The sequence below is a fragment of the Arthrobacter sp. NPDC089319 genome (assembly GCF_040684925.1).
Classification (GTDB): domain Bacteria; phylum Actinomycetota; class Actinomycetes; order Actinomycetales; family Micrococcaceae; genus Crystallibacter.
Map to the genome: position 1 here is coordinate 13,957 of NZ_JBFBGZ010000015.1, position 14,466 is coordinate 28,422.

At 68.2% G+C, this 14,466-nt stretch carries 10 protein-coding genes; 5 read left to right on the top strand and 5 right to left on the bottom strand.

Translation table 11 applies throughout. The annotated features are described in order from the left end of the window. Positions 1-142 precede the first annotated feature (142 nt). The 3 genes from AB0N75_RS17025 (at position 143) to AB0N75_RS17035 (ending at position 6,495) form a co-directional block, all read left to right on the top strand. On the top strand, positions 143-1,108 hold the full coding sequence (locus tag AB0N75_RS17025) for a quinone oxidoreductase (RefSeq protein ID WP_364652133.1): 966 nt from the start codon (positions 143-145) through the stop codon (positions 1,106-1,108). Positions 1,109-1,252: 144 nt separating this feature from the next. Continuing rightward, positions 1,253-5,110 (top strand): Pls/PosA family non-ribosomal peptide synthetase, encoded by a 3,858-nt coding sequence (locus tag AB0N75_RS17030; protein ID WP_364652182.1) that lies wholly within the window; start codon positions 1,253-1,255, stop codon positions 5,108-5,110. Continuing rightward, entirely contained in the window at positions 5,107-6,495 is a 1,389-nt protein-coding gene (locus AB0N75_RS17035) for a M1 family metallopeptidase (protein WP_364652134.1), read from the top strand. Before AB0N75_RS17030 ends, AB0N75_RS17035 begins: the two co-directional genes overlap by 4 nt. Here AB0N75_RS17035 and AB0N75_RS17040 read toward each other — a convergent pair. The 3 genes from AB0N75_RS17040 to pheS form a co-directional block, all read right to left on the bottom strand. Then, the gene (locus AB0N75_RS17040) at positions 6,461-7,171 is read right to left on the bottom strand and encodes a 4'-phosphopantetheinyl transferase superfamily protein (RefSeq protein WP_364652135.1); all 711 of its coding nucleotides are present in this window, start codon (positions 7,169-7,171) and stop codon (positions 6,461-6,463) included. The genes AB0N75_RS17035 and AB0N75_RS17040 overlap by 35 nt on opposite strands. An 83-nt stretch (positions 7,172-7,254) precedes the next feature. After that, positions 7,255-9,798 carry a phenylalanine--tRNA ligase subunit beta gene (pheT, locus tag AB0N75_RS17045; RefSeq protein ID WP_364652136.1) on the bottom strand — a complete coding sequence of 848 codons (2,544 nt, stop codon included), beginning with the start codon at positions 9,796-9,798 and terminating at the stop codon, positions 7,255-7,257. A gap of 4 nt (positions 9,799-9,802) precedes the next feature. Beyond that, entirely contained in the window at positions 9,803-10,873 is a 1,071-nt protein-coding gene (gene pheS / locus AB0N75_RS17050; protein ID WP_127511685.1) for a phenylalanine--tRNA ligase subunit alpha, read from the bottom strand. Positions 10,874-10,981: 108 nt separating this feature from the next. Between pheS and AB0N75_RS17055 the strand changes: the two genes are divergently transcribed. Then, positions 10,982-11,434 carry a hypothetical protein gene (locus tag AB0N75_RS17055; RefSeq protein WP_364652137.1) on the top strand — a complete coding sequence of 151 codons (453 nt, stop codon included), beginning with the start codon at positions 10,982-10,984 and terminating at the stop codon, positions 11,432-11,434. A gap of 132 nt (positions 11,435-11,566) precedes the next feature. On the opposite strand, the gene AB0N75_RS17060 is transcribed toward AB0N75_RS17055, so the two are convergent. Further along, positions 11,567-12,622 (bottom strand): DNA polymerase IV, encoded by a 1,056-nt coding sequence (locus tag AB0N75_RS17060; RefSeq protein ID WP_364652183.1) that lies wholly within the window; start codon positions 12,620-12,622, stop codon positions 11,567-11,569. 153 nt (positions 12,623-12,775) lie between these two features. Here AB0N75_RS17060 and AB0N75_RS17065 point away from each other — a divergent pair, with 153 nt between their 5' ends. Then, the gene (locus AB0N75_RS17065) at positions 12,776-13,837 is read left to right on the top strand and encodes an Rv2578c family radical SAM protein (protein WP_364652138.1); all 1,062 of its coding nucleotides are present in this window, start codon (positions 12,776-12,778) and stop codon (positions 13,835-13,837) included. A 58-nt stretch (positions 13,838-13,895) separates the two neighbouring features. Here AB0N75_RS17065 and AB0N75_RS17070 read toward each other — a convergent pair whose 3' ends face one another. Beyond that, a complete protein-coding gene (locus tag AB0N75_RS17070; protein ID WP_364652139.1) occupies positions 13,896-14,339 on the bottom strand; it encodes a (deoxy)nucleoside triphosphate pyrophosphohydrolase in 444 nt (147 codons plus the stop codon). Positions 14,340-14,466 lie beyond the last annotated feature (127 nt).

The following is a 14,466-nucleotide window of genomic DNA, read 5'->3' on the forward strand; positions in this document are numbered from 1 at the left end:
GCATTGAAGGTCCGGGCAGCCGTCCACCGTCGCAGCTGGCGGAGGGTCGCGGGCAAGCGCCTACGATGTAATCAGAGCCGGCCGGTACGCGACCAGTCTAGCCGCCGGCAACGACTCCCCCCGAGTGTTAAGGAGACCCGAGATGGCCAAGGCAATCGTGGCTGCCGCTCCCGGCGGCCCGGAAGTACTGCAACTGCAGGACGTCGAGGTCCCGCAAGCGGGCCCGGGCGAGCTGCTGGTGAAGGTGGCCGCAGCCGGCGTGAACTTCATTGACACCTACGAACGCAGCGGTGTCTACAACGTCGGCTTCCCCTACACTCCCGGCGCCGAGGCCGCGGGCACGGTGGAAGCCGTCGGCGATGGCGTCGAGGAGTTCGCGGCCGGAGACCGCGTGGCCTTCGCCGAGGGCTCGCGTACCTATGCCGAATACACCGTGGTGTCCGCCGAGGCCGCCCTTCCGGTGCCCGAGGGAGTGGACAACGACGTGGCTGCTGCGATCCCGCTGCAGGGCATGACCGCGCACTACCTCATTAACTCCAGCTTCAAGGTCCAGCCGGGCCAGACGGTACTCACCCACGCCGGCGCCGGCGGCGTGGGCCTGATCCTGACGCAGTTGCTCAAGGCCAAGGGTGCCCGGGTGATCACCACCGTATCCACCGACGAAAAGGAGGGGCTGGCCCGCAGCGCCGGCGCGGACGAAGTTCTGCGCTACGACGGATTCGAGCGCCAGGTGCGCGACCTGACCGGCGGCGCCGGCGTGGACGTGGTCTATGACGGCGTCGGCAAGACCACCTTCGACGGCTCGCTGGCCAGCCTCCGCACCCGCGGCATGCTGGTGCTCTTCGGCGGCGCGTCCGGCCAGGTGCCGCCGTTCGATCTGCAGCGGCTCAACCAGGGCGGGTCGCTCTTCGTCACCCGCCCCAAACTGAAGGACCACCTGCTCTCCCCGCAGGAACGGCGCTGGCGCTCCAGCGAATTGTTCGACGCCGTAGTGTCCGGCCAGCTTAACCCCCGGGTGGGTCGGAAATACCCCTTGGCCGAGGCCGCGCAGGCGCACGAGGACTTGCAGGCCCGCCGCACCACCGGCAAGCTGCTGCTGGTGCCTTAAGGACGCGCGGTCCACCGCCGGCCCGCGTGCACCACGGGCGCGACGGGAGGCGGGGCCGACGGTCCGTGATCTTGCCCGCATCCGGGCCGTGGGGCGGACAAAATTCACCGAGTGTTCACCTTCGGCGGGGAGGATCTGCCGGTGATGGTTTACCAGCCCCAGCTGTCGGGTGCAGCACTGACGCCCGATCCCCGCACCCTGATTGAGGTGTTGCGTGCCAGCGCCGAAACGCATCCCGATGCGCCGGCGCTCGACGACGGACGGCGGTCCCTCAGCTACGCGCAGCTGCGGACCGCGGTGCATGCCAAGGCCGACGAGCTGCGGTCCGCCGGCTTGGGTGCCGGGCACAAGGTGGGGATCAGGATCTCCTCCGGCACCATCGAACTCTACGTCGGCATCCTTGCGGTTCTCGCCATCGGCGCCGCCTACGTTCCGGTGGATGCCGACGATCCCCAGGAGCGTGCGGATCTGGTCTTCGGCGAGGCCAAGGTCGCAGGCATTCTGGGCGACGGCACCGTGAGCACCGCCCCAGGCCTGAATGCGCCCTATCCGGCGCCCCGTGCGCCAACCCTCGACGACGATGCCTGGGTGATCTTCACGTCAGGTTCCACCGGAACACCCAAGGGAGTTGCCGTCACCCACCGCTCCGCCGCGGCGTTTGTCGACGCCGAGGCCCGGTTGTTCCTCCAGCAGGAACCTCTGGGGCCACAAGACCGGGTGCTGGCCGGGCTGTCGGTGGCGTTCGACGCATCGTGCGAAGAGATGTGGCTGGCCTGGCGCCACGGCGCCTGCCTGGTTCCGGCCCCGCGGGCCTTGGTACGCAGCGGCATGGATTTGGGCCCCTGGTTGCTCAGCCGCAACATCACCGTGGTATCAACCGTCCCGACTCTGGCCGCGCTGTGGCCGGCCGAAGCGCTGGAGAATGTGCGGCTGCTGATCTTCGGTGGCGAGGCATGCCCGCCCGAACTGGCTCAGCGGCTGGCTGTTCCGGACCGGGAAGCGTGGAACACCTACGGTCCAACGGAAGCGACGGTGGTGGCCTGCGCCGCCCCGCTGACGGGCAACGGGCCGGTGCAAATCGGCCTGCCGCTGGACGGCTGGGACCTCGCGGTGGTGGACGGCGAAGGCATACCCGTGCCACCGGGCGGAACCGGCGAACTCATCATTGGCGGCGTCGGTCTGGCCCGCTACCTGGATTCCGCCAAAGACGCGGAGAAATACGCACCGATGCCGAGTTTGGGCTGGCGGCGGGCGTACCGCAGCGGTGACCTGGTGACGTATGAGCCCGATGGCCTGCTGTTCGTAGGCCGGGCGGATGAACAGGTCAAGCTGGGTGGACGCCGGATCGAGCTCGGCGAAGTCGACGCCGCGCTGCAGGCACTGCCCGGTGTCGCGGGCGGTGCCGCCGCCGTGAAGACCACGGCCGCCGGAAACCAACTCCTGGTCGGCTACCTGGCTGCCGAGCCGGACTATGATCTCGGGGCCGCCCGCCGCCAGTTGGCAGGCAAGCTTCCGGCTCCGCTGATCCCCTTGCTCACCGTGGTGGACACGCTGCCGACCAAGACGAGCGGCAAGGTGGACCGCAATGCGTTGCCGTGGCCGCTCGCCGGCGCCACGGACGGCAGCGACGCCGGGACCCTCGATCTGGAGCCGGATGCGGAGTGGATTGCCGAACAATGGACCGCCGTGCTGGGCACCTCGGTGGCAAGTCTGGATGCCGATTTCTTCGCCCTCGGCGGCGGTTCCCTGGCCGCCGCGCAGCTCGTTTCCCGTCTGCGCGGCCGTTACCCGACCATTGCGGTGGCGGAAATTTACGCCCACCCCCGGTTCGGCGCCTTGATCGAGGCCGCACGAAGCTCCATTCCCGATGGAGTACAAGAGCGCACGGTGCGCCGGACCCTGCGCAGGTCCCAGATTTTCCAGACGTTAATGGGCATTCCGCTCATGGTCCTGGCCGGCATGCGCTGGCTGACCTACCTGATGACCCTGAACAATGTGCTGTCCATCCTCGGCATCCTCACCGCAGCCCCGACGGTGTCGTGGTGGTGGGTTGCCGCCAGCTGGGCGGTGTTCGTCTCCCCGCCGGGCAGGATGGGCATCGCAGTGCTGGCAGCCAGGCTGCTGCTCAGGCGGGTTGAACCGGGCAGCTATCCGCGGTCCGGACGGGTGCATTTGCGGCTCTGGCTGGCGGAACAGATCGCCGACACCGCTTCGGCTGTTTCGTTGGCCAGCGCGCCGCTGGTCCCCTACTATGCCCGTGCCCTCGGTGCACGGATCGCCCCGGATGCCACGCTGCACTCCGTGCCACCGGTGACCGGCTGGCTCACGGTGGGTGCCGGTGCTTCCGTTGAACCGGAAGTGGATCTTTCCGGCTGGTGGCTCGACGGCGACCAACTGCACCTCGGAGCGGTGCACATCGGCGCCGGCGCGGTCGTCGCCGCGCGCAGCACCTTGATGCCCGGAGCCAGAATCGGCGACGGCGCCACCGTGGCCCCCGGCTCGGCTGTCATGGGACGGGTCAAGGCCGGCACCAATGTGTCCGGATCGCCTGCCGTGCGCACCGGCCGGGCCAAGCAACTGTGGCCCGATCCGCCGGCCAGATCCGCACCGCTGTGGGGCCTCTGGACCGCGCTGGCTTCGGCCCTGATAGCCCTGATTCCGTTTGCCGGGGCCGCCGCCGGCATCGCCGTCGTGCTGCCGCTGCTCTCCGGCCGGATCAGTCTGGCCGATGCCTTCCTGCCCCTGCTGGCCGCCGTGCCGGCCGCCGCACTGGTGTGGTTCCTGACCAATCTGCTGTTGATCGCGGGGGCGGTCCGCGTGCTTTCCCTCGGCATCACCGAGGGGCACCACCGGGTGCGCAGCTTCGTAGGCTGGCGGGTCTGGGCAGTTGAACGCATCCTCGATATGGCCCGCGATATCCTCTTCCCCATCTACGCCAGTTTGTTCACCCCGGTCTGGTTGCGCCTGCTCGGCGCCAAGGTGGGACGCAATGTGGAGGCGTCCACGGTGCTGCTCCTACCGAAAATGACCACCATCGGAGACGGGGCCTTCCTGGCCGATGACACCATGGTCGCCTCCTATGAACTCGGTGGAGGGTGGATGAAGATCGCCCCGGCCAAGCTGGGCAAGCGCTCCTTCCTGGGCAATTCGGGCATCACTGCGCCGGGACGGAAGGTCCCGAAAAACGCCCTGGTGGCGGTACTGTCCGCCACTCCGGCCAAGGCCAAGGCCGGCTCCTCCTGGCTCGGCAGTCCGCCGGTGCGTCTGCGCCGTACGGCTGTGGAAGCCGACCTGAGCCGCACCTTCGCGCCCCCGCTGCAGCTGAAGCTGGCGCGGAGTCTGTGGGAGCTGTGCCGGTTCGTGCCGGTCGCCGTCACCGGCGCACTGGCGCTATGTGTGCTGGCTGCGTTCGACCTGCTGGCAGCTTCCATCGGCTATCTCCCCGCGGCGCTGCTCGGCGGCGTGGTGATGATGGCGGCAGGCGCGGTGGCCGCCGGCAGTTCCGTGCTGGCGAAATGGCTGCTGGTGGGGCGGATCCGGCGGGGCGAACATCCGCTGTGGAGCTCGTTTATCTGGCGCAACGAAGTCGTGGACACCTTCGTGGAGATGGTCAGCGCCCCGTGGTTCGGACGCGCCGCCTCCGGAACACCCGCCCTGGTGTGGTGGCTGCGCGGCCTCGGTGCCACCATCGGCCACGGTGTCTGGTGCGAAAGCTACTGGCTGCCCGAAGCGGACCTGGTCGCCCTCGGCGACGGCTCCACGGTCAACCGCGGCTGCGTCGTGCAGACCCACCTGTTCCACGACCGCATCATGAACATTGATACCGTGAAGCTGGCGGCCGGTTCCACCATGGGTCCGCACGGAGTCATCCTTCCGGCCGCCTCCCTTGCCGAGGGAGCCACCGTGGGCCCGGCATCGCTGGTCATGCGTGGTGAAACCGTTCCCGCAGCCAGTTACTGGATGGGCAACCCCGTACGACCCTGGACTTTTGACGCCTCATGACTCCTTCTTCACAAGACACACAGACGGCAGCGCCGGGCCGGATCCCCGCCATTCCGGATGCCTATACACCGGGCAGCGGCAGCGCCGCGTTCGCGGTGGACCACTACCACCTTGAGCTTGAGTGCAGGTTGGCGGCCAACAGACTCTCCGGCCGTGCCGTGCTGACAGGGCGGACCCTGACACCCACCGCCCGGCTGGAGCTGGATCTGGTGGGCCTGCAGGCCGCCAAGGTCAGTGTCAACGGGCAACGTCCCGCCAAATCCACGCAGCGGAACGGTAAGCTGCTCCTCGACCTGAACCTGGAGCTGCCCGCCGGTGCGGCTTTGAGCATCGAGATCCGGTACGCGGGAACGCCGCGGCCGCGCCGGTCCGCGTGGGGCGAGGTGGGCTGGGAAGAACTGACCGACGGCGTCATGGTTGCCGGGCAGCCGAACGGGGCACCGACGTGGTTCCCCTGCAACGACCATCCCAGCCAAAAATCCAGCTACCGGATCAGCTTCACCACCGATGCCGGCTACCGTGCGGTTGCCAACGGCGAACTGGTGTCTCATACGAAGAAGGCCAGCCGGGAAACGTGGGAGTACGTGATGGCCCGCCCGATGGCAACGTACCTGGCGACCATCCAGGTGGGACGTTATCTCCTGCATGACTTGGGCGGCCCGGGTACCGGGCACGGGGCCCACAGCGGAACCAGCGTCCCGCAGTTTGCGGCCGTCCCTGCCGCCCTGCGGGACTCGGCCATCGCAGCCCTGGCCGACCAGCAACACATGATGGAAGTATTTGTCCATCGTTTTGGTCCGTACCCGTTTGACCGGTACACCGTGGTGGTGGCGGACGACGAGCTTGAGATACCGCTCGAGGCGCAATCGCTGTCCATCATTGGACGCAACCATCTGGACACCGGGTGGGAGTCGCAGCGGCTGATAGCGCATGAGCTCTCGCACCAGTGGTTCGGGAACTCGCTGACCGCCGCCCGTTGGCAGGATATTTGGCTGCATGAGGGCTTTGCCTGCTACGCGGAGTGGATCTGGTCCGAGGAATCCGGGGGGGCCACTGCCGGTGAACGGGCCAAGGCCGCCTGGGGCAAGCTCGCCGGACTGCCGCAGGACATCCGCGTCGGCGACCCGGGGCCGGAGCAGATGTTCGACGACCGCGTGTACAAGCGCGGTGCCTTGGCTTTGCATGCCCTTCGCCTGGCGATGGGCGACGAAACGTTCTTCAGGCTGCTGCGCCGCTGGTGCACCGCGAATGCGCACGGATCTGTGGACACCACGGCGTTTCTCGCACTCGCCGATGCGGAATGGGGCACCGGCGGCCAGCCGGCTGAGCACTTGCTGGCACCCTGGCTGTTCAGCCTTGGACTACCGCGATTTCCCGGTAGGTGATCTTCGGGTCGGCTGACCCACCGACCGCCAGCGCTGCGGCGAGGCCAGGCGGCACGGCCGCGCCGGCCTCCGTCAAGGCCAGGTCCAGCAGTTGCAGGCCCGGACGGTCCCCTGCTTCGCCGGGCCAGCTGGACAGCCGAGGTTCGCCGTTGGCACCGGCGACGCCGATCGTGTCCGGCGACAGTCGCAGCCCGTGGCCGGTGGACTTCAGCACCGCCTCTTTCCTGGTCCAGAGCTGAGCCCTCAGCCGGCGCGGATCGACCGCCTGCTCCACCAGCGGCCGCTCGGAGGGGGTGAGCATGACGGCGTCAATATTGTCCTCGGGCCGGAAAGCGTCATCACCTGCGTCCTCGATGTCGACCCCGAGCAGCACGGGACGGAAAGACAGCGCGGCCAGCAGCCACCGTCCGGACCGTGCGTAGCTCAGGCGGGCGGCCGCTGGAGCACCGTCCAGCAGCAGCTGCGGCTGGCCATGCCGGCCATCATTGCCGCGCTGGCAGTTGCGGCAGTCAAACGAGAGCCGCATCCGGTCGGCGTCCACGTTCAGTTCCTGCGCCGCCAGCAGACGGACGGCTTCACGTGTGCGTGTGCGGATGCTGGGTCGCCGGTCCGGCTCGCTGTCAGCCGCGAACCCGTCCTGCAGCTGCACCAACTGCAGTATCACCTGGGCCTTCATGCGTTACTTTTCCCTTTCCCCCACGACGGCGGGGCCCACCTGGGTCGGTGGGCCCCGCCGTCGTTATTCACTTCAGTAGCCGGTTAGCGCTGGACGGCGCCGCAGCGGGCCGCAGCCAGCTCCACGGCTTGTGCCCGTGCCGCTGATGCCTCGTCGGCGGTCAGCGTGCGGTCGTCCGCGCGGAACCTCAGCCCGAAGGCCAGCGATTTCTTGCCGGGCTCGATTCCGGTGCCGGAATACACGTCGAACAGGGCGATGTCCTCCAGCAGTTCACCGGCGCCTTCACGCAGCGCCTCGCGGACCGCTTCGGCCGGAACTGAAGAGTCCACCACCAGGGCCACGTCCTGGGTGGAGAGCGGGAAGGTGGACAGCGGCTTGGCCACGATCACATCCGCGGCGGCCTCGAAGAGAGCCTCGCCGTTCAGTTCCATGGCGGCGGTACGTGCCGGCAGGTCCAGGTCCGCCAGCAGCTTCGGATGCAGCTCGCCGGCGTAGCCGACCACCTCGCCGGTGCGCAAGGTGAGCTGTGCGGTGCGGCCGGGGTGGAAGGCCTGGTGCCCGCCCTGGGCGACCACGAGGTCGACGCCGAGGATGTCGCCGACGGTCAGCGCGGCATCCACCGCGTCGGACCATTCCCAGGCACGCGGGGTGAACCCGGCGCCGGGGGCGGCCTCGTGTCCGGTCAGGACGGCGCCCACGTGCCAGGGCTGCTCGGGGATGCCGGCAAACAGCTCCTCCAGCACCTCCTCGGACGGCTTGACGCCCAGCGGCGGCAGCACGGGTGACCCAACCTTCTCGCCGGGCAGGAACACCAGGCCGCCTTCGAACAGCGCCAGATCGCGGAAGCCACGGGAGTGGTTGCGGCGGGCAGTCTCCAGCAGGCCGGGAAGCAGGCTGGTGCGCAGATAGCCGAATTCGGCCGAGATCGGGTTCGCCAGCTTCACCGCGGCCACCTCGGAGCCGGTCCGGGGTGCGCCGAAGGTTGTGTTCTGCTCCGTGGAGACGAACGGGTAGTTGAGCACCTCGGTCAGGCCCGCGTCGGCCAGCGACTGCAGCACGCGGCGGCGCTGCTGCTGGCCCCGGGTGAGGCCGCGGCCCGGCGGCGCCACCGGAAGGGTGGCCGGAATCCGGTCGTAGCCCACCAGCCGGGCGATCTCCTCGACCAGGTCTTCCTTGATCGCCAGGTCTGGACGCCAGCTCGGCGCGGTGACGCGCAGTCCGCCGTCGTACTGTTCGATCGAAGCACCGATCCCGGTCAGGGCCGTTTCGATCTGCTCGGCGCTGTAGTCGAAGCCGATCAGGCGGGAGGCGAATCCGTCCGGCAGTTCGATCACCGTCGGTGCGGGGCGCGTTCCGGCGTCCGTTGCCGTGGTGTCGGCGGTGCCGCCAGCGAGTTCCACCAGCAGGTCCACGGCACGCTGCGCCGCCTCATCCGCCACTTCCCAGTCCACGCCGCGCTCGTTGCGCTTGGATGCCTCCGACGGCAGCTTGTGCCGGCGCCGGGTGCGGCCCATGGAGACGTCGTCGAAGTGGGCGGACTCGATGAGCACGTTGGTGGTGCCGTCCCCGACTTCGGTTTCCGCGCCGCCCATCACGCCGGCCAGCCCGATGGCGCCGCGGTCGTCGGTGATCAGCAGGTCCTCGGTGGAGAGCTTGCGCTCCTTGCCGTCCAGCGTCACCAAGGTCTCCGCCGGGTTGGCCCGGCGGACCACGATGGGACCCTGCAGCTTGTCCACGTCGTAGAAGTGCAGCGGCTGTCCCAGTTCCAGCATGACGTAGTTGGAGATGTCCACCACCAGCGAGATGGAGCGCATGCCCGCCAGGCGAAGCCGCGAGGCCATCCACTGCGGGGTGGGGCACGAGGCGTCGACGCCGCGGACTGCGCGGGCCACGAACCGGTCGCAGCCGGGCTTGCCGTACACCGGGGCCTGGTCTTCGAGCCGGACGGGGTAGCCCTCGCCGCTCGCTTCGGCAACCTCGACCTGCGCGGCCGGATCGGTGAAGGAGGTACCGGTGGCGAGCGCGTATTCGCGGGCCACGCCCCGGATGGAGAAGCAATAGCCGCGGTCAGGCGTCACGTTGATCTCGGCAGCCTCGTCGGTCAGGCCGAGCAGTTCCATCGCGTCGGTGCCGATTTCCGGGTCGAGGCCCAGCCGGGAGAGCACAATGATGCCGTCGTGGTCGTCGCCGATGCCGAGTTCGCGGGCGGAGGCGATCATGCCGGCGGAGGTGTGGCCGTAGGTCTTGCGCGGGGTGATCCGGAAGTCTCCGGGCAGGACGGCGCCGGGCAGCGTCACCACTACCTTGTCACCGGGCTCGAAGTTGTGGGCACCGCAGACAATGCCCTGCACGCCGGACGGGTCGATCCCGTCGCCGGTGAGCTGCTGCTCGGCGCCCTCCGGCACCACGCGGACGTGGCACCAGTTGATGGTCTTGCCGTTGGTCTGCGGTTCCTTGACCACATCCAGGACCTGTCCCACCACGATCGGCCCGGAGACCGAGTCGGACGGACGGTGGACATCTTCTTCTTCGAGGCCAACCGTAACGAGGTCGGCCATGACGTCCTCGGCGGTTGCGTCAACGGGAACCTGCGCGTACTCGCGCAGCCAGGAAAGGGGAATACGCATTCTTCTAGATCTCCATCCCGAAGTGCTGGCTGAAGCGGACGTCGCCTTCAATCATGTCGTGCATGTCCGGGACGTCGTTGCGGAACATGAGGGTGCGTTCAATGCCCATGCCGAAGGCGAAGCCGGAGTAGACCTCCGGATCGATGCCGGCCGCGCGCAGCACGTTCGGATTGACCATGCCGCAGCCGCCCCACTCGATCCAACGCGGGCCGCCCTTGGCGCCCGGGTGCCAGATGTCCATCTCGGCGGAGGGCTCGGTGAACGGGAAGTACGCCGGACGCAGCCGGATTTTCGCCTCGGCACCGAACATCTGCCGGGAGAAGTGCTCCAGAGTGCCGCGCAGGTCGGCCATGGTCAGGCCCTTGTCCACTGCCAAGCCCTCGAACTGGTGGAACACCGGTGTGTGGGTGGCGTCCAGCTCGTCGGTGCGGAAGGTCCGGCCAGGGCAGAGCACGTACACGGGCAGGTCCCGTTCCAGCATGGAACGGACCTGCACCGGAGAAGTGTGGGTGCGCAGCACCAGGTGTGCTTCCGGCGGCTCCACAAAGAACGTGTCCTGCATCTCGCGCGCCGGGTGGTCCGGCTTGAAGTTCAGGGCGTCGAAGTTGAACCACTCGGATTCAACTTCCGGGCCTTCGGCGATCTCCCAGCCCATGCCGACAAAGATGTCGCTGACCCGCTCCTGCAGCGTGGAGAGCGGATGCCGGGCACCGGCACGACGGCGCCGCGGAGCCGCGGTGACATCCACGGCTTCCTCGACCAGGATCTGCGCTTCGCGCTCGGCTTCCAGCTCTGCGGTGCGGGCAGCCAGCGCCTGGTTGATGCGTCCACGGGCCGGGCCAATGATCTTGCCGGCGGCCGCTTTGTCTTCTTTGGCCAGCTTGCCGATTTCTCGGTTGGCCAGGCTCAGCGGAGACTTCTCGCCGACGTGGGCGAGACGGGCCGTCTTGAGTTCGTCCAGGTCTGAGGCGGCCTTAAAAGCCATCATCGCCTGCTCGACGGCGGCGGCGACTGCCGCTTCATCGAGCGGGCTCGGCACGAGCTGCTCCTGGGCTGGGGGTGTCACGTCAGACATGTGCTGTTGGGACCTCGGAATAGGTTAAAGGGTTTCCGCCCGCGCACGGGCAACCACACCAGTCTAGTTCACCGGCGGGCACCGGCCCGAAACGCCTACGATGGGTCCATGACGCCGTTGGAGAAGCTGCGTGCCGGCTGGAACCTGCTCAACGGGTCCACGCTGGCCGGACTGGGCCTGGCCACGGCGGCGCGCTGCAGCCTGGCCCGCGGCCCGAAGGGCCTGATCCTGGCCCACGGCTACCGGCCCCGGCTGCCCAAAGCCTCCGCCTTTACGGTGGGCAATGTGGTGCTCCTCCGCCGGGCTGCCGCAGGCTTGGCCGACAGCCCGCTGCTCTTGGCCCATGAGTCACGCCACAGCACGCAATACGCGCTCTGCCTCGGCCTGCCGTTCCTGCCGCTCTACGCCTGTGCCGCACTGTGGTCTTTGTGGCGGACCGGCGATCCGGCATCGCGGAACTTGTTCGAACGGCACGCGGGTCTGCGCGCCGGCGGCTACACCGAACGGACGGTCCGGCGGGGGCCGGGCCGTCGCCGTGATCCGGCCGCTCCGGTGGTGTGACCCCCGGCACACCCGGCCCACCCGACCCCCGGGTCCTCCGGCCGACCCGGTCCCTGGGTGCGCCGGCCGCCCCGGTCCCCCGGCACACCATGTACCGGAGCACCATGTACCGGCCCGGCGGCAGCGACGCCATCACCAACCGCCGCGCGTCGGGGTATGTCCCTGACGGGCGCCGTCGGGCATTGCCATTTCGGCCCGCAGTCCGAGGAGCCGGATCGGGCGGCCCGTTTCGATCGCACCTGCCAACTCCAAGACCCGCGTAAGGATGTCGTCCCGGACGAAAGTCTCGGGAATCTTCTTCGCGTGGGTCTTGGTGATGAACGGCGCATACCGAACTTTAAGGGTCAGCCCAACCACGGGCCGCCCTTCGGCCACAACATCTTCAAGCACACGCACCGTCAACTCCCTCACGGCGTCGTCCACCTCGGCAGGCTCGGTCAGGTCGCGCTGGAAGGTGGTCTCCCGGCTATGCCCGCGGGCAATCCACGGGGTGTCATCCACAACGCTGGCACCCTCTCCCCGCCCGAGCTCCGCGTACCAAGGACCCATCCTCGGGCCGAACTCCGGAACCAGGTCTTGTGGGTCGCTCGCGGCGAGGTCGGCGACGGTGTTGATGCCGAGCTTGGCCAGCCGGCCGGACACTTTGGCGCCGACGCCCCAGAGGTCCTTGGTTGGCCGGCTGCCCATGACGTCGAGCCAGTTCCCGGCGGTGAGACGGAAGACTCCGGCGGGCTTTCCGAAACCGGTAGCGACCTTGGCCCGAACCAGGGTGTCGCCGATGCCGACACTGCAATGCAGCCGGGTTCGTTCCAAAACAGCGGCCTGCACCCGCCGGGCGTACGCTTCCGGATTGTCCGTCTCGGTGCCCATAAAGGCTTCATCCCAACCCAGCACCTGCACGGTGGCGCCGGGTTGCGCGCGCAAGGTAGCCATCACCGTTGCTGACGCCGCGAGGTAGGCCTCGTGATCGACGGGCAGGATCACCGCCTCCGGCACTTTCCGGGCAGCAATGCGCAGAGGCATTCCGGAACCCACACCAAACGCCCTGGCCTCGTAGGATGCGGTCGACACGACGGCTCGTTCTGTGGGGTCGCCCCGACCGCCGACGATGATCGGCTTGCCCTTAAGCTCCGGCCGCCGAAGCACCTCCACGGCCGCGATGAACTGGTCGAGATCGACGTGCAGCACCCACCGGATTCCGCTCACGTCATCAGTCTGCACTAAACATCCCCGTGCGGGCATCGGTTCTCCGCCCGGCTTGTCCATCTCCGCGCGGGATCGACTTCCCCACTCCCCGCTCCAGCGCTGCGCAACCATTAGAAGATGTGTTCTAATGAATGCATGCGCTGGGATGGACAGTTAGTTACCGCCGAGTCACCGGCTGCGTTGCCGGGGCTGGCCAAACTGAGCAACCTGGTGCGCAGTGTGCAGACGCCGGAGTTCGCGGGAATCACCTTTCACGAGGTGCTGGCGAAGTCCGCGCTTAGCCGGGTTCCCAGCCAGTCTGCCATGCCCTTCGCGTGGACCATCAACCCGTATCGGGGCTGCTCGCATGCCTGCGCCTATTGCTTCGCGCGCAACACCCACAGCTATCTTGGCCTTGATACAGGGTTGGACTTTGACAGCCAACTGGTGGTGAAGATCAACGCCGGCGAGGTGCTGCGCCGGGAACTGGCCAAGCCGTCATGGAAGCACGAACACGTGGCCATGGGTACCAACACGGATCCGTATCAGCGGGCAGAAGGCCGGTACAAGCTGATGCCGGAGATCATCAAGGCACTGGCCGAGTCCGGCACGCCGTTTTCGATCCTGACCAAGGGGACCTTGCTGGCCCGCGACCTGCCCCTGTTGCATGAGGCGGCCAGAGACGTCGACGTCGGCATGGGGATTTCGCTGGCCATGACGGACGCCGGATTGGCGCACCGGGTGGAGCCGGGAACACCGACGCCGCGGGCGCGGCTGGACCTGATCGCCAAGCTCAGTGACGCCGGCCTGCCGTGTTCGGTGATGGCGATGCCGATCCTGCCCTGGCTGACGGATTCCGAAGAGGCGCTCGACGATCTGTGTGCCTCGGTGGCCGCCGCCGGTGCCACCAGCATGACTGCGGGCGCGCTGCATCTTCGCCCCGGCGCGCGGGAATGGTACATGCAGTGGCTGGCCAGGGAGTATCCGCAACTGGTTGGCAGCTACCGCCGCCTCTACGACGGCGGAACCTATGCCTCCAAGGATTACCGGCGCTGGCTGGCCGCCCGGGTGGGCGCTGCCAAGCGGCGGCACGGGTTGCAGAGTGGAGCCCGGCTGCGCGACGTCACCACACCGCAGACTGACGCTTCTGCTGGCCGGCCGAGCCGAGGACCGAACGCACCCGCAGAACCTGATGTTGGGCAGGCGACGTTGTTCTAACCGTTGGTCCAGCCATGGGGCACCAGGTCCGGGCCGTGTGGCGGGCTGGGGGACTTTGTCAGGCCGGGCGGCCAACCGCCTTGGCCGTCTTGAGGACAGCAGCGACGATCGGAAAATCGGCCGGAATCCAAGGCAATGACGTGGCCTCGTGCTCGTCCAGCCTGATCCAGCGCAGCTCGTCGTGGTCTTCAAGCGGCTGCGGCCGCCCGTCGGTAATGTACGCACACCAGACCCGCATGGCCGCCGTTTCGTTCAGCGTCCAGCCCTGCTCGTGCGGACCGATCACCTCCGCGCCAAGTTCTATCTCCACGCCGAGCTCCTCACGGATTTCGCGCCGGAGGGCGTCCTCGCAGCTCTCCCCCGGCTCGACCTTGCCGCCGGGGAACTCCCACAGGCCGGCCAGCGCCTCCGGCGCCGTGCGCCGGGCGGCCAGGAATCCGACGGGTGCTGCGCGGTGATCGAGGATCGCTGCGCCGACAATTTGTTTCAGGCTGATGTGCACGCCGACCAGTCTACGGTCCGGTTGGCCCCTGCCCGCGCCCGGCGACGGCTGTGCTACGGCCCACATTTTGGGCCCAGCCGGAATTGGACAGAGCGCTGATGTGTTGCCGTACAGTAACTGCCGGCGC